21 protein-coding genes, 1 tRNA gene and 1 pseudogene are annotated in these 20,198 nt (G+C 48.1%); 10 read left to right on the forward strand and 13 right to left on the reverse strand.

Translation table 11 applies throughout. The annotated features are described in order from the left end of the window. The first annotated feature begins 139 nt into the window (after positions 1-139). The 3 genes from K0C01_RS03300 (at position 140) to guaB (ending at position 3,258) form a co-directional block, all read left to right on the forward strand. A complete protein-coding gene (locus tag K0C01_RS03300; RefSeq protein ID WP_221170628.1) occupies positions 140-466 on the forward strand; it encodes a DUF7116 family protein in 327 nt (108 codons plus the stop codon). Between the two features lie 549 nt (positions 467-1,015). Further along, positions 1,016-1,681, forward strand: a complete 666-nt coding sequence (locus K0C01_RS03305) for a 2,5-diamino-6-(ribosylamino)-4(3H)-pyrimidinone 5'-phosphate reductase (RefSeq protein ID WP_221170629.1) — start codon at positions 1,016-1,018, stop codon at positions 1,679-1,681. A 71-nt stretch (positions 1,682-1,752) separates the two neighbouring features. Next, the gene (guaB, locus tag K0C01_RS03310; RefSeq protein ID WP_221170630.1) at positions 1,753-3,258 is read left to right on the forward strand and encodes an IMP dehydrogenase; all 1,506 of its coding nucleotides are present in this window, start codon (positions 1,753-1,755) and stop codon (positions 3,256-3,258) included. A 14-nt stretch (positions 3,259-3,272) separates the two neighbouring features. On the opposite strand, the gene msrB is transcribed toward guaB, so the two are convergent. The 3 genes from msrB to K0C01_RS03325 form a co-directional block, all read right to left on the reverse strand. Continuing rightward, positions 3,273-3,668 carry a peptide-methionine (R)-S-oxide reductase MsrB gene (gene msrB, locus K0C01_RS03315; RefSeq protein ID WP_221171182.1) on the reverse strand — a complete coding sequence of 132 codons (396 nt, stop codon included), beginning with the start codon at positions 3,666-3,668 and terminating at the stop codon, positions 3,273-3,275. Between the two features lie 40 nt (positions 3,669-3,708). Next, entirely contained in the window at positions 3,709-4,317 is a 609-nt protein-coding gene (locus tag K0C01_RS03320) for a hypothetical protein (RefSeq protein WP_221170631.1), read from the reverse strand. Between the two features lie 313 nt (positions 4,318-4,630). After that, a tRNA-Lys gene (locus K0C01_RS03325) sits at positions 4,631-4,704 on the reverse strand. 224 nt (positions 4,705-4,928) lie between these two features. On the opposite strand from K0C01_RS03325, the gene K0C01_RS03330 reads away from it, so the two are divergent. Continuing rightward, positions 4,929-6,368 carry a DHH family phosphoesterase gene (locus K0C01_RS03330; RefSeq protein WP_221170632.1) on the forward strand — a complete coding sequence of 480 codons (1,440 nt, stop codon included), beginning with the start codon at positions 4,929-4,931 and terminating at the stop codon, positions 6,366-6,368. A 79-nt stretch (positions 6,369-6,447) separates the two neighbouring features. Here K0C01_RS03330 and K0C01_RS03335 read toward each other — a convergent pair whose 3' ends face one another. From K0C01_RS03335 to K0C01_RS03345, 3 genes are all read right to left on the reverse strand, one after another. Beyond that, complete coding sequence (locus tag K0C01_RS03335; RefSeq protein WP_221170633.1) at positions 6,448-6,747, reverse strand: PRC-barrel domain-containing protein; 300 nt, start codon at positions 6,745-6,747, stop codon at positions 6,448-6,450. Between the two features lie 89 nt (positions 6,748-6,836). Next, on the reverse strand, positions 6,837-7,037 hold the full coding sequence (locus tag K0C01_RS03340; protein WP_221170634.1) for a heavy-metal-associated domain-containing protein: 201 nt from the start codon (positions 7,035-7,037) through the stop codon (positions 6,837-6,839). Positions 7,038-7,128: 91 nt separating this feature from the next. Next, a complete protein-coding gene (locus tag K0C01_RS03345; protein WP_221170635.1) occupies positions 7,129-7,908 on the reverse strand; it encodes an HAD-IIA family hydrolase in 780 nt (259 codons plus the stop codon). Positions 7,909-8,077: 169 nt separating this feature from the next. Here K0C01_RS03345 and K0C01_RS03350 point away from each other — a divergent pair, with 169 nt between their 5' ends. The 5 genes from K0C01_RS03350 to K0C01_RS03370 all read left to right on the forward strand — a co-directional run bounded on the left by K0C01_RS03350 (position 8,078) and on the right by K0C01_RS03370 (position 13,779). Further along, a complete protein-coding gene (locus K0C01_RS03350; RefSeq protein WP_221170636.1) occupies positions 8,078-9,007 on the forward strand; it encodes an alpha/beta fold hydrolase in 930 nt (309 codons plus the stop codon). Positions 9,008-9,083: 76 nt separating this feature from the next. After that, a complete protein-coding gene (locus tag K0C01_RS03355) occupies positions 9,084-10,490 on the forward strand; it encodes a cryptochrome/photolyase family protein (RefSeq protein ID WP_221170637.1) in 1,407 nt (468 codons plus the stop codon). Between the two features lie 248 nt (positions 10,491-10,738). After that, positions 10,739-11,350, forward strand: a complete 612-nt coding sequence (sod, locus tag K0C01_RS03360; RefSeq protein ID WP_221170638.1) for a superoxide dismutase [Mn] — start codon at positions 10,739-10,741, stop codon at positions 11,348-11,350. Between the two features lie 203 nt (positions 11,351-11,553). Then, on the forward strand, positions 11,554-12,915 hold the full coding sequence (locus K0C01_RS03365; RefSeq protein ID WP_221170639.1) for a phosphopentomutase/phosphoglucosamine mutase: 1,362 nt from the start codon (positions 11,554-11,556) through the stop codon (positions 12,913-12,915). 48 nt (positions 12,916-12,963) lie between these two features. Next, entirely contained in the window at positions 12,964-13,779 is an 816-nt protein-coding gene (locus tag K0C01_RS03370; protein ID WP_221170640.1) for a nucleoside phosphorylase, read from the forward strand. A 145-nt stretch (positions 13,780-13,924) separates the two neighbouring features. Here the strand turns inward: K0C01_RS03370 and K0C01_RS03375 are convergent, their stop codons facing one another. The 3 genes from K0C01_RS03375 to K0C01_RS03385 all read right to left on the reverse strand — a co-directional run bounded on the left by K0C01_RS03375 (position 13,925) and on the right by K0C01_RS03385 (position 16,451). Continuing rightward, positions 13,925-15,079, reverse strand: a complete 1,155-nt coding sequence (locus tag K0C01_RS03375) for an NAD(P)/FAD-dependent oxidoreductase (RefSeq protein WP_221170641.1) — start codon at positions 15,077-15,079, stop codon at positions 13,925-13,927. 83 nt (positions 15,080-15,162) lie between these two features. After that, the gene (locus tag K0C01_RS03380) at positions 15,163-15,696 is read right to left on the reverse strand and encodes an Rrf2 family transcriptional regulator (protein ID WP_221170642.1); all 534 of its coding nucleotides are present in this window, start codon (positions 15,694-15,696) and stop codon (positions 15,163-15,165) included. Between the two features lie 86 nt (positions 15,697-15,782). Further along, positions 15,783-16,451, reverse strand: a complete 669-nt coding sequence (locus tag K0C01_RS03385; RefSeq protein ID WP_221170643.1) for a metal-dependent transcriptional regulator — start codon at positions 16,449-16,451, stop codon at positions 15,783-15,785. Between the two features lie 175 nt (positions 16,452-16,626). On the opposite strand from K0C01_RS03385, the gene rocF reads away from it, so the two are divergent. Then, entirely contained in the window at positions 16,627-17,526 is a 900-nt protein-coding gene (rocF, locus tag K0C01_RS03390; protein WP_221170644.1) for an arginase, read from the forward strand. Between the two features lie 13 nt (positions 17,527-17,539). Here the strand turns inward: rocF and trpB are convergent. The 4 genes and pseudogenes from trpB to K0C01_RS03410 form a co-directional block, all read right to left on the reverse strand. Beyond that, positions 17,540-18,523, reverse strand: a pseudogene (gene trpB, locus K0C01_RS03395) (tryptophan synthase subunit beta); the annotation flags it as partial. An 11-nt stretch (positions 18,524-18,534) separates the two neighbouring features. Further along, positions 18,535-19,773, reverse strand: a complete 1,239-nt coding sequence (locus tag K0C01_RS03400; protein WP_221170645.1) for an RNA-guided endonuclease InsQ/TnpB family protein — start codon at positions 19,771-19,773, stop codon at positions 18,535-18,537. A 22-nt stretch (positions 19,774-19,795) separates the two neighbouring features. After that, on the reverse strand, positions 19,796-19,924 hold the full coding sequence (locus K0C01_RS03405; protein WP_221169607.1) for an AbrB/MazE/SpoVT family DNA-binding domain-containing protein: 129 nt from the start codon (positions 19,922-19,924) through the stop codon (positions 19,796-19,798). A gap of 20 nt (positions 19,925-19,944) precedes the next feature. Beyond that, positions 19,945-20,178, reverse strand: a complete 234-nt coding sequence (locus K0C01_RS03410; RefSeq protein ID WP_221170646.1) for a hypothetical protein — start codon at positions 20,176-20,178, stop codon at positions 19,945-19,947. Positions 20,179-20,198 lie beyond the last annotated feature (20 nt).

Here is a 20,198-nt window from a genome sequence, read left to right on the forward strand (position 1 = left end):
AAACGAGTGCCGGAATGAAAGCCGTTGTGGCCTCCAGATTATAAATGTTTCAGCCAAACTCCCATGTCAATTGTACGATGCAAAATTTGCTGAAAATTACCTCAACATTTATAGCGTAGTGTGTGTAACGTTACCATGGATGGAAAGCGCGACAACGGAGTTAACTGAACAAGCACAATCAATTTTTAGCCAACTTGGATACACTGTCGTCGGCGACGGACAGCAATTCCGAGCTGAACGGGATTGGAAAGTTGTTCAGGTAACAGCAACAGCAAACGGCATTAGTCTGCCTGAATCTGGATCGCTACACTGCTTTGTAACACCGACATCAGAAGCGGAGCGTCTCCGGCAACAACTCCGTGATCGCGACCCCGACTATGAATGGGCAGTAATAAGCGTTGATGAGGAGCAGGACGACTACAGCGTTGAACGTGCCCCACCAGGACCACAACATGATCTCACCTAAGTCCTGGTGTGTTAATTGACTCCCTACAGTTAATTCGGGGGAGTTTCGACTTGCTACCACTGTAACACGCAGCCAGTGAAGTACCTCGGGGTCAAGCCCTGAGGCTTCCGTGTTTGGGTCTGCACCGCACCGGCAACGGAATGTAATTCCGCCCGACCTTCTCCACGAGGAGTCGGCTGGAATTAACACCCGAACACACTGTATGTCCGCGGGAGTCGGCGGCTCCACCACCGCCCGACAACTCCCGTCTCACCGCCGTAGCGGGTGTTGAGAGGAGTCGCAGTTCCAAACTACTCCAACGACCAGCAACGGAAATGAGGTCTTCATTTCCATACTTTGAGTGGTTTGTTTCTAGTCGTTACCTGTTAGTACACTCTATTGATATTTAAAAGATGACCTTCTGACGGCATTCACCCTCGGGGGCAAGTGGTTCGAGACGCAAAGCGTCTCGTCATCATGGAAATCTCCGATTTCCAAACGACCCCGAGGCACTCTGCCTGCTTTCTCTGTAGACTCTGGCTTTTTGTATATGTCTCACCGAGTAGTGACATGGACATCCTCGTAAACGCGGCAATAAGTGTTGATGGAAAGCTCTCGAATGCAGATCGGGAACAGGTTGCGATTAGTGGTTCTAGTGATTTTGATCGTGTTGACCAGATACGGGCAGAACGTGATGCAATTATGGTTGGAGTGGGGACAGTAATTGCGGATGATCCGCATTTAGATCTTGATGATCCAGCGTTGCAACAGCAGCGGAAACAGCGGGGGGAGCAGCCAAACCCAATTCGAGTAGTTGCTGATTCAGATGGCCGAACTCCGTTAGATGCTCGAGTCCTTGATGACGTTGCTGAAACGTATATACTAACAGCGGAAACAATCAACCCCAAGCGAAAGCGGCAACTCGAAAAAGCAGGCGCAACAGTGATAGTAGCAGGAGATAATAAGGTTAACCTGCCAGCTGCGATTGATGAGCTTGAGGATCATGGAATTGAGTCGATGTTAATTGAAGGCGGTGGGGAGTTACTCTATTCAGTTTTTGCACACGGATTGGTCGATAAACTATCAGTGTACATTGGGTCGATGATAATCGGGGGACGAGATGCGCCAACACTCGTTGATGGGGAAGGATTTGACGAAGACTTTCCAAAATTATCGCTTGAAACAGTCACGCAAATTGATGACGGGGTATTACTTGAGTATACACTAGAACGGTAACAATCCCCACGAAAATGCCGGTATGCGTAGTATCTCGCAACGTTTTTTGCTCTTGGCAACCGACCGTTTACATGGCGAACAACGTTTCAGAATCAGGTTTTTTCTCCGAGAAATTGGACGTTCCGGAGGCGCTGACTTTTGACGATGTTTTATTACGGCCAAAAAAGAGTACTGTTGAGCCTGACGAAGCAAATCTATCAACACAGGTGTCAACAAATGTTTCGCTAAACGTTCCAGTACTGTCGGCTGCCATGGATACAGTAACTGAAAGTGAAATGGCAATTGGAATGGCCCGACAGGGGGGCCTGGGCGTTATCCATCGAAATCGTGATATTGAGTGGGCAGTTGAACAGGTCAATCGTGTCAAACAGGCTGACGAGCTAGTCATTGACCGAGAAGACGTTGTTACTGCCCGACCAGAGCAGTCAGTGCAAGAAGTTGATCGGATGATGGAACGAGAAGGAATTGGGGGTGCACCAGTCGTCGATGAAGATGACCGGGTTCTGGGAATTATTTCTGGAACAGACGTGCGTCCGCATCTGGAAGTTGCTGAGGAAGATCCGGTGCGAGAAGCAATGACGGATGAAGTCGTCACTGCATCACAGGACATCGACGCTCGGGAAGCATTTGATTTAATGTACGAGCATAAAATCGAACGGGTTCCTGTTGTTGACAGTGAAAATAGACTCACGGGATTAGTCACGATGGCTGGCGTTATTGAGCGCCGTGAATACACGGACGCTGTTCGAGACGAGAACGGTAAGCTTCGTGTTGGTGTTGCAGTCGGGCCATTTGACTATGAGCGTGCACAGCGCGTTGATGAAGCTGGGGCAGATATTCTATTTATCGATACGGCACACGCACATAATCAAAACGTCATCGACGGAGCGAAGGAGATCAAAGCCTCCGTTGATGCAGATGTTGTCGTTGGAAACATTGGCACTCGCGAAGCAGCAGAAGACTTAGCTGAATTTGCAGACGGAATGAAAGTTGGTATTGGCCCAGGTTCAATCTGTACAACGCGAATTGTGTCCGGTGCTGGAATGCCACAGATTTCAGCTATTGCGCAAGTCGCTGATGTTGCTGCTGAGTATGACATTCCAGTAATTGCCGACGGAGGTATCCGATACTCAGGTGATGCAATCAAAGCAATTGCTGCCGGAGCTGATGCAGTGATGCTTGGATCGTACTTTGCTGGTACTGACGAAGCGCCTGGCCGAGTTATTACGATGAACGGCAAGAAGTACAAGCAGTACCGAGGAATGGGATCGGTTGGAGCGATGAAATCCGGAGACCCAGAAGAGAATCGATATCTCAAGGATGAGCCTGACGAGGAAGAGTATGTACCAGAAGGTGTTGAAGCAGCAACACCATACAAAGGAACGCTTGAAAGTGAGCTTCACCAGCTCACTGGTGGTATGCAGTCCGGAATGGGATATGTTGGTGCAGAGACAATCCCAGAATTCAAAGATCGTGCAGAGTTCGTGCGTGTTTCATCAGCTGGGCAGCGAGAAAGCCACGCACATGACGTTGTCATAACAGACGAAGCACCAAATTACAGCCCAGATCAAGAATAACGGGATAAAACGAACTATTCCTCAGGTTCAAAGTCAAGTGCAACGGAATTGATGCAGAATCGTTTACCAGTTGGTTCTGGACCGTCCTCGAAGACGTGTCCCAGGTGTCCTTCACAGTTTTTACAGACAACTTCAGTTCGTACCATTCCGTGGCTCCGATCTTCGCGATATTCTATTGTATCATCATTCGCTGCTTCCCAGAAGCTTGGCCAGCCACATCCATGATCGAATTTGGTGTCTGAGTCGAATAGCACAACACCACAGCCAGCACAGCGGTATGTGCCATCTTCAAAGCGATCAACATGTTCGCCTGTATGTGGCGTTTCAGTACCTGCCTCGCGGAGGATATGATACTCTTCTGAATCAAGTTGCTCTTTCCATTCTTCTTCTGATTCGGGGAGTTTGGACATAGCTAGAATAGGCTCTGTAGACACTTTACATGCGCGCCGCCTAACGATCCATATAGGTGCTGGGATACTCTGTGCCCGAGTCATCGTCATCAGCAAACATCGACATGACGCCGAACTGGAAGAGTATGCCAAAGGCAAAAACAAGGAGAAAGACTGCTCCAGTCATATCGAAGGCAATTGGGTCAAGCGATTGTGTTTCTGCAACTGATCGCAGATCATCAACAGTGATAGAGAATGTGAGGACTGACGCCCCAGCGAATGATGTGAGCACGATCATAATAGATTTAAAGAGATACAACGCGAGGCCAGCGCCAAAGATAGCAAGGATAACCACAAGCGCAAACGTGCCAAAATCGCTGAGTCCATATTCAAATGCAGCCGCTCGACCGATCCAAGCCCCGAGGAAAAATCCGGGAAGCGCTACCAAAAATCGCTGAATGAAAACAAAAACAATAGCAGCGATGGCACCAACAATAACAGTGAGCAACAGCTGGATATCAGTCGAAGCACCTTCGATTGCAAAATACGAGTATGTGATACCACCTCCAAGTCCAAATCCGAAAAGCGCGACCAGTAGCAGATATAACTGATAGCCGAACAGAAGAAATGCCAATCCAATCATAAATAGGCCTATTGTGAGTGTCTCCATAGACGACAGTAGACAGATACGGAACAAATACCTATTGTTAGCGAATTGTTCTTACCCAGATGAAATATCAGGCTCAGACCAATATTGACTTTCACTATGTTCTGAAAGACGGAGACCTCCGCATTGGGAGTTTCAGGATTGCAGATCGGTCGACGTGACTGGGACGCTGGCGAAGACAAGCTGTCATCTCCGATTCTAGCATGGGAGTCAGAGTTACCGTGTGCTGGAATTCGCGTCAAGCGGCCCGAAAGAGATTCCTTCAGACGTGGTAGGTACTGACGTATTTACAAAGAAGTTCGGGGATACAAGAAAGCGGGCCGGGAGGGATTTGAACCCCCGACCGACGGATTAAGAGTCCGTCGCTCTCCCTAACTGAGCTACCGGCCCAAGACATTATATTATCAACAACCGGCTCACAAATAGGTTTCCTTTCGGAAGTTCAACGGTGATTCTGTACGGTGGATGGATCGAGGAGACAACGGCACCAATCGATAAGGAGCGTCAGACATTATAAAGCGTGTAAATTGCATTAAATTCAATTTAACAATTTTTGATGCCATAATATCAAATCCCCGAGTGTTAAGTATTAGGCGGAGATACCTCAACATACCATGAGTAGCGGAGTAGGTGTCTCGGCAATGTCTTCATATGCGATTCTCGGGTGCGGTAGTGTTGGATTTGCCGTTGCAGAGCGTCTTTCCGAGCAGGGAAAGGATGTGCTGATTATAGATCGTGATGAGGACAGAGTTGAGGCACTCCGCGATCAAGATTTGAACGCCAAGACGGCGGATATGACCGAACAGTCAACCGCCGAAGCAATTGCTAACCGAGATGTTGTGCTAATGATGGCTGCTGACGCGCAGACCAATCAAGCTGCACTTGAACAGCTTCGAGAAGTATCCGATGATCCATATGTTGTTGTGCGGGCAGATGACCCAATATCAAGTAACGAGCTCGAAGCGGCTGGTGCTGATGTAGTAATTAACCCATCTGACGTCATCGCAGATTATGCAGTTCGTTCGCTTGAGACGGGAGAATTGGAGCACAAGGTAGCCCAACTTGTAGAGGTGCTCGGGGAAGCCGACAGGAAAGTGGGGATTCTGACCCACGATAGTCCAGACCCGGATTCGATCGCAAGCGCAGCAGCGCTACAGGCAATTGCGGAGCACGTTGGAGTCGAGGCAGACATTCTCTATGACGGCGATTTAGGACATCAAGAGAATCGTGCATTCGTAAATCTGCTAGATTTAGGACTGCAAGAATGGGATGAGGTTGAGAAATCGGAATATGATCTCTTTGCGGTGGTCGACTTAGGCGAAGAGGAAGTTGACGCTGACTATGACATCCTAATTGATCATCACGAGCCAGAGGAGATACCTGAGATCAAATTTGTCGATATTCGTCCGAATGTCTCCTCGACATCAACCATTCTCACAAAATATACACAAGAGTTGGACTTGAATGTCAGTGAGGCTGTGGCAACAGCATTGTTGTACGGGATTCGTGCAGAAACCGTTGATTTCAAGGAAGAAACTACACCAGCGGACCTAACGGCGGCTGCATACTTACATCCGTTTGCTGATCATGACACATTAGAGCAAGTTGAGTCGCCGTCAATGTCGCCTGAAACGCTCGATGTGTTAGCTGAAGCAATTCAGAATCGAGATGTCAGAGGATCACACTTAGTTTCAAATGCAGGATATATTACTGAACGTGATGCATTGAACCAAGCCGCTCAACACTTACTCAATCTTGAAGGGATTTCAACGACGGCTGTCTTTGGAATTGCTGAGGACACAATCTATCTTGCAGCCCGGTCTAAAGATATTCGTCTTGATATTGGGAAAGTTCTGCAGGATGCATACGAAGAAATCGGGGAAACAGCAGGTCACTCCACACAAGCGAATGTCAGGGTTCCAATGGGGATTTTTACCGGCGTGGAAGTCACAGAAGACAACCGAGATACCTTACTTGAGTTGACAGAAAAAGCTGTAAAGCAACGGCTCTTCGAAGCGATGGGCGTCGACAGTGGCGAAGGAAACGGGTCCTAGTTCAGCAAGAGTCAAGAATCCATTTTTGTGAGATACGCAGAACTAATCGCTAACTGCCTACATCGTGGTAACTGTTTAGCTAATTTTGATGTTCGTTACCTTCGGCTTCCTCTGGATCGTCTGAAACCCGCTCAATAACATCACTGACAATGACAATATCACCGACTGCCTGAATCCATCGGTATGGAATAATTACACCACGGCTACGATTAATGTCATTATCAAACAAATCATCGTTGACACGATGAAGTGCTAATCCAGTTACCTGATTTGCACCTGAATCAATGCGGAGATCTTCAACTTTCCCAACATAAACACCACTGTTCGAATAAACATCCAGATCAACAAGCGCAGTGATTTCCTGCGGTTCGTTGTTCATATACGCTAAGTGTTGGCGGAGGTTATTAATTATGCAGGGAGTGATCTAAGAGACACACCATTCTCGGTCCGTGCGGAGACAAGTGATCGTTACTCGGATGCCTCGTAGCCAGCCAACTCGACTTGTTCAATCAGGGTATCAATGTCGTCGACAGATCCCTCGACGATAGCAACCTTGTCATATCGGTCTGCTTCGGCAGACTCAACGCCGTCTGCCATCTCAAGTGCCTCTTCAACAACTTCTTCGCATTTCTCGCATGTCATGCCTTCAACAGTCAATTCTGTTGTCATCAAATGGCCATTTGATAGCATCGGAAAGAAGCGTTACGGTTGGCTGCCGAAAATCTGTGGAATAGACCAGTCCAGAGGAATTGCAGACCTATTATAGTACCTGATCTACAGCGGCCAATGAATCAAGAACATAATCTGGCCGGTGGTCTGAAGAAGAGATTGTATCTCGGTCAGTAATCCCAGTAGTCACAAGTGCAGTTGTCATCCCAGCACGGTTACCCATCGCGATATCTGTGTTTAGCCGATCACCAATGACAAGACAACGTTCTGGAGTAACAGAAAGTCGGTTTAGCGCTGTATCTGTAGCAATTGTAGAGGGTTTTCCGGTCGTAATATCTGGTGACCGGTCAGCAGCCGCTTCAAGTGCTGCAACCACTGCACCAGACCCGGGCATTGGCCGTCCGTCTGTTGGGATTGTCGGGTCAGGGTCAGTCAGTACGAACAAGCGCGCGTGCTCAAGAGCCTCCACTCCGCGCGAGAGGACCTCATAATCAAAACCACGATCGATTGAGCCAACAACAATGTCGGCCTGTGTTGGATCAGAGGTTAGCGAGAGACCACGGTCAGTAAGGGCATCACGGAGACCGGATTCACCAACGACATAGAGATTAGCTTCAGGATGATTGCGAACAAGATATTCACCAGTAATCGTTGCTGAAGTCAAGACAGAAGCTGTTTCGACATCAAAACCACAGGAAAGGAGCCGATCACGATAATAGTGTGCAGATTCGGTTGGATTATTTGAGAGTAACAATGGTTGAATACCGGCATCAACAAGCGTGTTAAATCCATCAACTGCACCAGAAATCGGTTCTGAGCCGACAACAAGTGTGCCATCTACATCAAGGATTACACCGTCAAACGTACTCATTACCAGTATAGTGGGGATTCAGGCCATTAACTGCATTGACATACATCAAACGAACTATATGATATCCGATCAGCAACCATCAATATTCACCGTTTGGAGTGATATTTATTCTTAGAGATATTTGATATGTTTCCTGAGAAATTAAGTTATTCCCACCCAATTACTACATATGACATGGCGCTCAAAGCTGGCATTGGCAGGGATCGGGGCTGTTGGAGCGGCGATAAACAAGAGTCTTGCAGAGAGTGGCGGAAGTATCTCCCCAGGAGTGCTCGGAGCACAGGAGACATACCGATGGCGGGGACAGGATATTGCGTATACCGAGACAGGTCCCGAAGATGGACCTGAGGTCGTGTGCCTTCACGATGTTGATGTCGCAGGTTCAAGCTTTGAGTTTAGAGAACTCGTAGCTGAACTTTCCGAAACATATCGAGTTATTATTCCAGACCTGCCAGGATTTGGCCGATCAGATCGACCAAAGCTCAAATACTCAGCAACACTGTATCAGTCATTTTTACAGAGTTTTCTTGAGGACGTAACCGACCAGCCATACATCATTGCATCAGGAACAACAGCAAGCTACGCAGCGAATATCGTAACACAAGATACAGCAGAGCAATTAACGTTGATTGAACCAGCGGACTATACTGTCGCTCGGTCAGCAACGATGCTGATGTTGCTCCGGTCACCTGTAATTGGGACAGCGATGCATAATTTCATTACAAGTAAAGTTGGACTCTCATGGATTGGTCGGAAGGATTTCTACAGTGATGTGCAAGCTAACTCAGATATACTGGATTATCGGTGGAAAACAGCGCATCAACCGGGAAGTCGGTTTGTCACCGCAGCACGATTAACTGGATATCTTGATCCAGAAGAACGTCTTGAATCGATTCTTGCGGACGTTACTGTTCCGACGACACTGCTGTGGGGACGAGAGTCCACAACAGAGTCACTCAAGCGGGGTAGAACCCTCGCTAATGAAGCGGATTGCCGATTGATAGTACTCGATGATACGCGGCGACGACCACATATGGAGTACCCGGCCGATGTTGCCGGAGCCCTTGTTGAACGTATCCCTGAGTTTGGCACACCGTGAGGAAGTTCAGAACTCAATAACGTCTTCTGGAGTCGAAAAAGCCCAAGTTGAAATTACCGGAGGAACATGTATAGGTATGCAAATTCACTGGCATCGACGTGATTTACGCGCAAGTGATAATATGGCTCTTTCGAAGGCCGCCAGTCAAGGATCAGTTCTTCCAGTGTTTATTTTTGATCCTGAGTTGCTCGATATCGCAGGGTCACCGCGAGTGGCGGCAATGCTGGATGCACTCAAGCACCTTCGATCGTGGTATCGAGAACAGGGAAGCGATCTGTTAGTTAAGCATGGAAACCCGCGGGAAATTCTTCCAGAGTTGGCAGAAGAATACGACGCGACAGGTGTAACGTGGAATCGTGCATATACAAAGATTGCTCGTGAACGTGACGCCGATGTACGACAGGTACTAGATGATCATGATATCACACGTAATGCATATCACGATGCAGTACACCACAAGCCGGGATCAATCACGACAAACAATGGGGATCCATATTCGGTATACACATATTACTGGAAAAAATGGCGTGATCGGGACAAAGAGTCCTCGTATGGCACACCAGATAAGGAAAGCTTAGTTGAGATAACGGGGAAACCACTGCCAACACTGTCGGATCTGGACATCGATCAGCCGGAAGCAACAGTGCCAGAAATTGGAACAGAACTTGCCCGAAAACGACTATTGGAGTTCTGCGACGGACCAATCTATGAATATGAAGAAAAGCGGGACTATCCAGCAGCAGAGTGCACATCGCGGCTGTCAGCCGATCTTACCTTTGGCACAATAGGAATACGAGAAGTCTACGAGAAGACACAGGAAGCGTACGAGAACGCGGAGACAGACTCAGAGGAAGAAAGTGTCCAAGAATTTCAGTCACAGCTTGGGTGGCGTGAATTTTACATTCAGGTACTGTGGGCAAATCCCGACCTTGTCACAGAGAATTTCAAAGAGTATGAAAACGAAATTCAGTGGCGATCTGATCCGGAAGCACTCCAAGCTTGGAAAGACGGGAAGACAGGCTATCCAATTGTTGATGCTGGAATGAGACAACTCAGAGAGGAGGCATACATGCATAATCGAGTTCGAATGATCGTCGCATCATTCCTCACTAAAGATCTCCTAATTGACTGGCGTGAAGGATACAAGTGGTTCAAAGAAAAGCTCTCTGATCACAATACGGCAAACAACAACGGTGGATGGCAGTGGGCAGCATCGACCGGAACTGATGCCCAGCCGTATTTCCGGATTTTTAATCCGATGTCACAGGGCGAACGGTACGATCCAGATGCTGAGTATATTAAGAAATACGTTCCTGAGCTGCAAGATGCTGATCCAGAAGTAATCCATTCGTGGAACGAGTGTTCACTGACACAGCGGCGAAGAGCAGCCTCTGATTATCCAGACCCAATTGTCGATCACAGCGAACAACGAGAAAAAGCAATGCAGATGTTTAAACGGGCACGCGGAGACCTTGACGATTGAGCTACCCACGGCTGAAGCTGAGGGGATTTTCGCCCTGTCATTTACTATAAATACGCTATCGGGTTTATATAATATAGCAGACACTATTTATAAAATATTATTATACCTATTTTACATAACGTTATTAGCGAAAAATTAGCGGATGTATCGTAATCATCTTTTAGTGCTGCACTTAATTGTCCCCAATATTAGGGTACATGGGAAACTTTATCAATAATCACGTTGTAGATATAAACAGGTTCTAAAATATGTCAGAGTATTCAAATCCAGAACTTCGTGAACTACCATACGAATATGATGCACTTGAGCCGCATATTTCCGAGCAGGTTCTAAAGTGGCATCACGACACCCACCATCAAGGATATGTGAATGGGTTAGCGGGAGCTGAGGAGACGCTTGCAGAAAACAGAGAAGCTGGTGAATTTGGTGGATCAGGCGCAGCAATCCGGAACGTTACCCACAACGGAAGCGGTCATTATCTCCACACGCTGTTCTGGGAGAATATGCATCCAGACGGTGGTGGTGAGCCTGAAGGAGAACTCCGAGAACGGATTGAAGAAGACTTTGGCTCATACGAAGGATGGAAAGGAGAATTTGAAGCAGCCGCCAAAGCGGCAGGTGGCTGGGCACTGTTGGTATATGACCCAGTATCGAAGCAGCTCCGAAACCTCGTTGTAGACAAACACGACCAGGGTGCTCTCTGGGGATCTCACCCGGTCTTGGCACTTGACGTTTGGGAGCACTCGTACTACTACGACTACGGACCTGCCCGTGGCGACTTTATCGATAACTTCTTTGAAGTCGTTAACTGGGACCATGTCGCCGAACAGTATCAGAAAGCTCTCGAAAATCACGAGTAAATAAACAACTGGCCTGAGATAACTGGCCGACCATTCTTGCTTTTTCATTTTGAGCTTCGTTCGTTCGACGCCAATTTCGACAGATGAGTCAATACAGAAGGAAAACAAAGCGATTTGAGTGTATTCGATTCACCCACAAGTGCGGCATATTAGGTATTTTTGCAACCAAGAGACTCTAAGTGGATCGCAAACAACGAATGCATATGGACTTATTCGGGACCGCTGGGATTCGGGGAGATGTAGCGGAGACAGTAACACCTGAACTTGGGGTTAAGGTAGGACGGTCGGTTGCAAGTGAAGCAGAGGAGTCAACATTTGTACTTGGATATGATGGTCGAGTAACAAGCCAAGGATTAGCCGCTGCGGTTACTGCTGGGCTAACAAGCGGCGGCGGGACGGTGTACAAAGTTGGCGAAGTGCCAACACCAGCATTAGCATACGCTAGCCAAGGTAGACATGGAGTGATGATTACAGCAAGCCACAATCCGCCTGAAGATAATGGTATCAAATTGTTTGCAGACGGGGTTGAGTATAGTGAGGAGCAAGAGCACCAAATTGAAACACGGTATAAGGAGGGAGTTGATACGGCAACATGGGAAAACTGGGGTAATACGGAAACGGAAGAGATTCTGGCCGAGTATCGGACACAAATAAGTCAGTATGTGATTGACAATGTTGGGAAAGTTAAGGAGATAACAGTTGCAGTCGGGTGTGGGAACGGGATGGCGGGACATGCAACTCCACAGGTGCTGAGTCAAATTGGAGCACAGCCGATTTCCCTAAACGCTAACGTTGATGGACGATTTCCAGCACGAGAAAGTAAGCCAACGCCAGAGTCGCTTGAATCGTTTCGGGCATTTGTTGCTGATCGAGAATGTGATCTTGGTATCGCACATGACGGAGACGCAGATAGAGTGGTGGTTGTGGATCAGGATGGTGAAGTAGTACATGAAGATACAATTTTAGCAATTCTGGCAGCATGGTATACAGGTCAAAGTACAGCCGAAGATCCTGTTGTTGTGACAACTCCGAATGCATCAAGTCGGGTTGACGAACAAGTAAGCGAAGCAGGTGGACGGACAGAGCGAGTTGCGTTAGGGAAACTGCATGAAGGGATAAGCCGAGAACGGGCTGATGGAACGGACGAGACTGCAATTGTATTTGCCGGAGAGCCGTGGAAACATATCCATCCAGCATTTGGCGGCTGGATTGATGGCGTGGTTAGTGCAGCAATGATAACTGCTCTGGCAGGCAGTGAAGGCGGAATAAAATCCTTGACAGATCCAGTGACAGAGCGTCCATATAGGAAAAAAAGCGTTCCATGTCCGGACGAAAAGAAGGCGAAAGTTATGCATCGAATTGAAAAGACAATATCTGATGTATTCCCAGACGGACGTGTCAAAACAGAGTACGGAGTTCGGGTTACACTACCAGATGAGAGTTGGATACTGATCCGACCAAGTGGAACAGAGCCATACATTCGTGTATACGGAGAAAGTGAGTCAGTTGATGCGTTGATCCGGCGAGCTGAGTCGCTTATCAAAGAACAGATTGCTGAAATTTAGCTTAGTCGCCGAAAGTATCTTCTCAGTCCTAATTGCTAGTACAAAGGCATGCGAGATAGCGAGGATCCAAATACAACAGAACAATATCATCTAGAGGTTACGCCAGAGAATGTTGCGGACCGTGTACTGTTGCCCGGAAATCCAGAGCGAGTGGAGATTATTGCTGACCAGTGGGATCAATATCAAGAGGTTGCAAATCACAGAGAATATCGAACACTAACAGGAGTCCATAACGGAACAGATATCTCTGTCACATCGACTGGAATCGGCTGTCCGTCGACAGCAATTGCAGTTGAAGAATTGGCTCGTGTGGGAGTAGATTCAATGATCCGAGTTGGATCATGTGGCGCTGTACAATCAGACATTGAGCCAGGAGATCTTGTCATTACAACGGCCGCAATGCGACAAGAGGGGACAAGTAAAGAATACGTTCCAGAAGAATACCCAGCAAGTGCTGATGATCGCGTCGTGAATGCCCTTGTGACTGCTGCGGAGCGACTTGGATATGACTATCATACCGGAGTGACACTAAGCACAGACAGTTTCTATGCCGGACAGGGCCGTCCAGGATACAATGGCTATCAGGCAACTGATCCAGAAGCATTTATTGACCGTCTACAGCAGCAAAACATAGCAAACATCGAGATGGAGGCGAGCACAATCTGCACACTTGGAAATATATATGGGCTGCAAGCAGGTGCAGTATGTACAGTATATGCTAACCGGATTACAGGCGAGTTCAAAGTAACAGGAGAGAACAGGGCGGCAAAAGTTGGCTCAGAAGCGATGAACATTCTTGAAACAATGGAAAAAAGAGCGGCAGAAGCCGGTACAGACCGGTGGCATCCAGGATTAGGGCTTTGACTCTCTTATGACAGACCCAAGGAATTCGTCTCGAACCGCTGTAAGGCGAGAGTAAACACAAATAAGCGATAACGCCGTTGTCTGCGATTTACCATCAAAAAGGAGTAAATGACAACGTGGCTAACTGGGTTCTCAACTGTACAGACTATAGATCTCCCCAAGCGTTCATTGCTCGGCTCCAGCTGGTAATGTCAGCAATCCATCTAGCAGCAATCATCTTTTTCAGTGTTGCTGCCGGAACAGAGCCAATGGATTTTATCGGCATGTAGACAACATCGTGGGCAACGGCATCTTCGCCGATTGAGATTGCTGTTCCTTTATCGACGTGTGAGTAATCTTTCAGTGGCTCTCCGTTGATTGTATTGATGATGTTATCAGCAGCAACATCGGCAGCACGCCAAGCTGCCTGTGCTGTTGGAGGTACGGGATCATCTTCAGTTCCAAGTAGTGCACTGTCACCAACAGCAAACACGCGTTCGTCGGACGTCTGGAAGTTTTCACCTGCCATCAGTCGGTTATGCTCATTTTCGACGGATATACCATTAAGTGCATCACGGCCGGTAATACCTCCGGTCCAAATCAGAACATCATAATCAAGTGCATCACGTTCGTCAAAATGGACTTGGTCACTTGTTGCCTGAACAATCGGATCATCAGTAAGGATATTCACGTCATTGGCTTCGAGTTTGCTTCGGAGTTTCTGTTGTACACCAGGATCATTCCCAGGATAAATTTCTTCAAGGGCTTCGACAAGATGAATATCAATTGGCGCATCGTTATGATCTCGATATTCAGCAATTTCACCAGCTGTTTGGATACCTGATAGTCCAGCACCGCCAACGACGACCTGTGCAGGGTCATCCTGACTCGCGTCGATGGATGCTTGTTCCACTTGATCGTGAATCTCAAGAGCATCATCAAGTGATTTCAGCGTTAGAGAATTCTCTTCAAGCCCGTCAATGCCATAAAATGCAGTCTGGCTACCAAGTGCAACAAGGACATAATCATAAGAGACGTTTTCAGCTTCCGCAAGTTCAACTGTCTGCTCGTCAGTATCAAGTTTGGTTACCTCAGACTGAATAAACTCTGCACTATCAGGAATAAGATCATCAACAGAAATGGTAATACTGTCTTGAACGGAAGGGTCACGGATACATCGGTGTACCTCGTGAAGGATTAAGTGATAGTCATGTTCAGAAATCCATACAAGCTCGCCGTCGTGGGGAAGGGATCGGCCAAGTCGCTGGATTGCACGGGTACCAGCATAGCCTGCTCCAAGTACCGCAATTGTAGTTGTCATACAGACGCATGCGGTACCGTTCAATACAAAGCCTTTGATACACGTTCGAGATTGTAGCGACAGTATATAAAGGAAAGCAGCAGTTATTTCTGAGGTGGTTCGGCTGGCGCTTCCATACCAGCAATCTGGAGGATGATAATTCCATCAGTCTCGTCTTTGCCATCGACAATACCATCGATGACAAGTTTTGAAAGTGGAGTTGGGCCAACAGTGATTTCATCGCCTTCTTCGATGTCACGTACTGATCCTTGCAGGTGGATTTCTGCTCGGCACAGTTCAGGATGGTGAACAGAGGTCAGTCCAATCTCTTCGACATTTGCTTCAGGCATTGCCTCACCGTTCCGCTCAAGCGGTACAAATGCTGGTTCATCCATTCGTTGGACATCCAGCGCGTCGTATGCGTTGGCAGTTGGCTTGTACCCACCCTTTGGACCAGGCACTCCCTCGACAAGCTGAAGCGCTTTGAGGCTCTGCATCTGGTTACGGATTGTTCCCGGGTTTCGATCTACTTGTTCTGCAATTTCTTCTCCTTTTACTGCATCATCATCGCCGCTGTAAAGGTTTACAAGCGCACTTAGGATTGATTTTTGACTCGGAGTTAGTTCAATAGACGACATACTGTAAATATAGGTTACTGATTGCCTTAAATCCCCTGACCATTTTTACGACAAATGTCGTACTGAAATAAACGTATTGGTATATTTCACTCGTCAATTGGATGAATATGAACGGCTTTTGCGATTGACTCTGGGAGAGAGATTTGTTGCTGATCATCAGTGCGAACAGTGATCATTCCAAAAGGAGCAACATCCATAATCTCAAGTTCGCCGTTGGGTTTAAGCCCCCTTTCAGACAGATACTCAAGCGTTTCAGCGTCGTCGTCATTGATCCGAACCACAGTTGCTCTCATACCAGCATCGGCAGCTGAAAGTAGAATAGCCGATGGCTCTGCCGGTGGTTCAAGATCCTCACTTGGTATTGGATCACCGTGTGGGTCGGTCGTTGGATCATCAAGTTGTTCGGCTAATCGCTGTTCGAATTTTTCGCTAATATGATGCTCAAGCCGGTCAGCCTCATCGTGAACTTCACTAAAGTCGTAATCAAGGTGCTCTGTAAGGTAACTCTCAAGGAGTCGATGGTGACGAATAACTTCAATCGCAATTGTTTCCCCCTCATCAGTGAGAGTTACTCCTTCGTATTTCTGATAGTCAAGAAGCCCTCGGTCAGCAAGTTTCTCAATCATACTGCTGACGGTGGGTTGTGTAACATCGAGATGGTCAGCAATCTCCGAGGTAGAAATACGGTCATCAGAGCGGCGTTGTAGTTCATAGATACCCTTCAGATAGTCCTCCATTACGTCACTGAGCATCATTACTGGAACTTACTCGTTGGAAGACTTAACTTTTGCAGACATTTGTCGGGAAAGATTTGAAAAAAGGTGGGAATATTGTTATTTCTGGCCTCTCCAGATGAACTCAGACAAGGTGATCGAAATATTACAAACCGAGGAAATCAATAGCGGGGGAATCATATGAAAAAAAGATAGTATGAGCCAAGTGCAGTTACTCGGAGTGCCAACAGACTATGGAGCAAACCGACGGGGAGTTGATATGGGCCCTTCTGCGATTCGGTATGCAGGTATCAAGAAGACACTAAAAGAGGCAGGCATCGCGTGCTCGGACGATGGCGATTTAGGGATATCACATCCGCATCCATCATCGGATCAACCGCCGGTAGATGATAAGTTGAAGTTTTTTGATCAGATCCGTGATGTCAATATCGCACTTGCTGATCGAGTTGCAACGATCAAGGAGAATGGAAATCGACCCATTGCACTTGGCGGCGACCACTCTCTTGCAATTGGATCATTGGCTGGAACAACGCGCAATGATACACTTGGGGTGTTGTGGATAGATGCGCATGGTGATTTTAACACCCCAGAAACAACGCCCTCTGGAAATGTCCACGGGATGGCACTTGCCGCTGCCCTAGACAAGGGAATGTTTGCAGACATTCCATGGACAACGGCTCAGCATTTACACCCAGAAAATATAGCACTGGTTGGGACGCGAAGTCTCGATCAGGGAGAACGGGAGTTATTGAATGAGAGTCCGGTGAGTGTATTTACAATCTCTGAGATTGACAAACGGGGGATCCACGCAGTCATGGAGGATGCAATAGATATTGTAACAGAGGGAACAGAAGGGATTCATCTCAGTTTGGACTTGGACGTACTCGATCCGAATATTGCGCCTGGTGTCGGTACTCCTGAGCGAGGGGGACTAAGCTACCGAGAGGCACACGTAGCGATGGAGATAATCGCAGACAATCAATTGCCTCAATCAATGGACATTGTTGAAGTAAACCCGATTCTTGACCAGAAAAATGCAACGGCAGAATTGGCGTGTGAACTGACCGCAAGTGTATTTGATAAATCAATTCTCTGATCAGTAGGCGTCGTCACTCAAAGTCAAAGTGTTCAGTTGCCTGGTCCATGTCCTTGTCACCGCGGCCACTGAGATTGACGATGATCGTATCGTGTTTGTCTGCAATATCACGGGTTAGAGCAATCGCGTGACTGGTCTCGAGTGCTGGAATAATTCCTTCAGATTCGCTCATGAGCTGGAATCCTTCGAGGGCTTCCTCATCGGTGACGCCAATATAATCACAGCGTCCAGTATCGTGGAACATCGCATGCTCAGGACCGACACCCGGGTAGTCAAGACCAGCAGAAACGGAGTGAACTTCAGTATCGTCATCAATGACTCGTGTTTTCATGCCATGTAGTTCTGCCTCTTCACCGTCACTAAGTGGAGCGGCATGTTTGTTGCTGTCAGGGCCCTTTCCTGCGCCTTCTGCCCCGTAGAATGCAACATCATCATCACGGAAGGCATGGAACAACCCGATCGAATTGGACCCACCGCCAACACAGGCTACACAGGCATCTGGAAGCTCACCAGTCTTCTCCTGAATTTGTTCTCGGGCTTCTTTTCCAATAACAGACTGGAATTCACGGACCATCCGCGGGAATGGATCTGGACCAACAACAGAACCAACCAGATAATGAGTGTCCTCAATATTTTCTGCCATATCCTCGAGTGCAACATCAACGGCTTCGGCTAATCCTGCATCACCACGTGTGACTTCAGTAACTGTTGCACCCATCAGACGCATGCGTCGGACATTCATTTTCTGACGCTCAACATCCTTCTTTCCCATGTAAATTTCAGTTGGAATATCAAGCGCTGCTCCGGCCATCGCAGTGGCAACGCCATGCTGTCCAGCGCCGGTTTCAGCAATGAGTCGATCTTTGCCTGCTTTTTTTGCTAACAGAGCCTGGCCAACAGCGTTATTGATCTTGTGAGCACCGCCATGTAGCAGATCCTCTCGCTTAAGATAGATGTCTGCCCCAAGCTCGTCCGAGAGGTTATCGGCGTAGTGAACTCACTCCGGGGTCAAGCCCCGGGGCTTCCTGCTTCAACGACGCGCTTTGCACTCACAGCCTCTCGTTGAGGCGTGAGCGTAGGGAGCGCAGTCTCCACAGGCGTGGATTCGGACTGTCCCAGCCCTAACTGCTTGAGTCCTCTGTAGAGAATATTCTTCGCCGCGTTGAGGTCGCGGTCTTCCGTATGACCGCACGCTGGACACGAGTGTTCCCGCACCCAGAGTGGCTTATCCGTCTCAACACAACACACAGCGCACTCTTTTGTCGTGCCTTCCGGCTTCACCTTTTGAACGTGTGTGCCGTGTAGCTCAGCCTTATATTCCAGTAGTTCAAGAAACCGCGACCATGCAGCATCTTGCTTGTTCTTGGCGTTCTGGCTGGTTTCCAGCATTGGTTTCACATCCAAGTCTTCGACGGCCACGACATCGTACTCTGTAACCAACCACGTCGTGAGCTTATGCTGGTAGTCTCGCACCTTCCGCTTGATTGTTCGTTTCGCTCGGGCCACCTTCCGACGCTGGTTCTCCCAGTTAGCGGAACCGTGTTCTTTTCGGGCGAGTTTCCGCTGTTCGCGGGCGTAACGGTCGTACTCATCGGACAGGTCGAGTGTATCAACGGACAGGTTCTCCGAAGTGTGGATGTAGCTGGTGATACCAAGGTCAATGCCCACGCAGTCTTCCGGTTCAATCTCACTGAGTGGCGGCTTCTCGGGGGTGTCTTCGACAGTGGTGACGAGCGAGACGTACCATTCACCGGTTGTTTCTTTCTTGAGTATGACCTCATCAATCTCGTCTGCTGGTGGGACGTCGCGGTCTGCTCGAATTTTGAACCAGCCAATTTTTTCGAGTCGAAGTTGTACGAATCGGTCGTCGCCCGTGTTGTGATCCACGTTGAAGCGACTAGACTGATTGTACGACACCGACCGAAATTCGCCCGCTCCTTGCCAGCGCAACCGCCCAACATCGTAGCCTTCGTTTCGGCGTTCTTGGAGCGTCTTTAGGTCACTGTGAATCTGACTAATGGTTTGTTGTGCGGCGTGTTGAGAGGGTTCTGCAAAGGTGGGCCACTGGTCTGTCCAGTTTTTGAGTTTGCTGTGTTGGTCGTAGTCAGATGGCCTGTCGTTGTAGTCTGCGTTGTAGTAGTCTCGGACAGCGTGATTGCGAATCTGCCGGAGGATGTCGATGTGCCGCCACGCTTCGCTTGCTACGTCATCGGGCAGATACGCACGGAAGCGAAGCGTGTGTTTCATCGTTGGACGGTCGAGTTTTGGTTCAGTCGAGTTTTTCGACGGTAAGTTTCAGTTGGTCGCCTTCTTCGAGATTAAGCCCGTCTCGGACTTCTTCTGGGATTGTAACGACACCGCGCTGTCGTATCTTCGGGTAACATTCCATCTGACTCATACTGTATTATACTTTTTGATTCAGTATAAAGCTGTCGGCTTCAACCCCGGGGCAGTCGCCTTGTACCGCCTGTACAATGACGTCGGCCGTCCAGCAAAGTCTTTAAGAGTTTCTCGAAACTCAGACTGAAATTCATCAGATAAGCCAACTGTCTCAAACGTTTCAGCAATTTTCGCAAGTGGTTCCTGAAGCATTTCGGGGACGTGACGGCCACCGTATGAACCAAAGGTGCCCTGATCAGCGTTTTGACTCATTATATTCAAGGTAGACAGGA

Source organism: Salinarchaeum sp. IM2453 (genome assembly GCF_019693215.1).
In the GTDB taxonomy this organism is placed as follows: domain Archaea; phylum Halobacteriota; class Halobacteria; order Halobacteriales; family Salinarchaeaceae; genus IM2453.

Excerpts from the sequence above, each read along its gene's own strand:
- K0C01_RS03320 (WP_221170631.1), bottom strand. The coding sequence starts at position 4,317 with ATGGAGACACTCACAATAGGCCTATTTATGATTGGATTGGCATTTCTT.
- K0C01_RS03335 (WP_221170633.1), bottom strand. The coding sequence starts at position 6,747 with ATGAACAACGAACCGCAGGAAATCACTGCGCTTGTTGATCTGGATGTT.
- msrB (WP_221171182.1), bottom strand. The coding sequence starts at position 3,668 with ATGTCCAAACTCCCCGAATCAGAAGAAGAATGGAAAGAGCAACTTGAT.
- K0C01_RS03380 (WP_221170642.1), bottom strand. The coding sequence starts at position 15,696 with ATGTCGTCTATTGAACTAACTCCGAGTCAAAAATCAATCCTAAGTGCG.
- guaB (WP_221170630.1), top strand. The coding sequence starts at position 1,753 with ATGGCGAACAACGTTTCAGAATCAGGTTTTTTCTCCGAGAAATTGGAC.
- K0C01_RS03400 (WP_221170645.1), bottom strand. The coding sequence starts at position 19,773 with ATGAAACACACGCTTCGCTTCCGTGCGTATCTGCCCGATGACGTAGCA.
- K0C01_RS03405 (WP_221169607.1), bottom strand. The coding sequence starts at position 19,924 with ATGAGTCAGATGGAATGTTACCCGAAGATACGACAGCGCGGTGTCGTT.
- sod (WP_221170638.1), top strand. The coding sequence starts at position 10,739 with ATGTCAGAGTATTCAAATCCAGAACTTCGTGAACTACCATACGAATAT.
- rocF (WP_221170644.1), top strand. The coding sequence starts at position 16,627 with ATGAGCCAAGTGCAGTTACTCGGAGTGCCAACAGACTATGGAGCAAAC.
- K0C01_RS03365 (WP_221170639.1), top strand. The coding sequence starts at position 11,554 with ATGGACTTATTCGGGACCGCTGGGATTCGGGGAGATGTAGCGGAGACA.
- K0C01_RS03370 (WP_221170640.1), top strand. The coding sequence starts at position 12,964 with ATGCGAGATAGCGAGGATCCAAATACAACAGAACAATATCATCTAGAG.
- K0C01_RS03350 (WP_221170636.1), top strand. The coding sequence starts at position 8,078 with ATGACATGGCGCTCAAAGCTGGCATTGGCAGGGATCGGGGCTGTTGGA.
- K0C01_RS03300 (WP_221170628.1), top strand. The coding sequence starts at position 140 with ATGGAAAGCGCGACAACGGAGTTAACTGAACAAGCACAATCAATTTTT.
- K0C01_RS03340 (WP_221170634.1), bottom strand. The coding sequence starts at position 7,037 with ATGACAACAGAATTGACTGTTGAAGGCATGACATGCGAGAAATGCGAA.
- K0C01_RS03330 (WP_221170632.1), top strand. The coding sequence starts at position 4,929 with ATGAGTAGCGGAGTAGGTGTCTCGGCAATGTCTTCATATGCGATTCTC.
- K0C01_RS03385 (WP_221170643.1), bottom strand. The coding sequence starts at position 16,451 with ATGATGCTCAGTGACGTAATGGAGGACTATCTGAAGGGTATCTATGAA.
- K0C01_RS03345 (WP_221170635.1), bottom strand. The coding sequence starts at position 7,908 with ATGAGTACGTTTGACGGTGTAATCCTTGATGTAGATGGCACACTTGTT.
- K0C01_RS03305 (WP_221170629.1), top strand. The coding sequence starts at position 1,016 with ATGGACATCCTCGTAAACGCGGCAATAAGTGTTGATGGAAAGCTCTCG.
- K0C01_RS03410 (WP_221170646.1), bottom strand. The coding sequence starts at position 20,178 with ATGAGTCAAAACGCTGATCAGGGCACCTTTGGTTCATACGGTGGCCGT.
- K0C01_RS03355 (WP_221170637.1), top strand. The coding sequence starts at position 9,084 with ATGCAAATTCACTGGCATCGACGTGATTTACGCGCAAGTGATAATATG.
- K0C01_RS03375 (WP_221170641.1), bottom strand. The coding sequence starts at position 15,079 with ATGACAACTACAATTGCGGTACTTGGAGCAGGCTATGCTGGTACCCGT.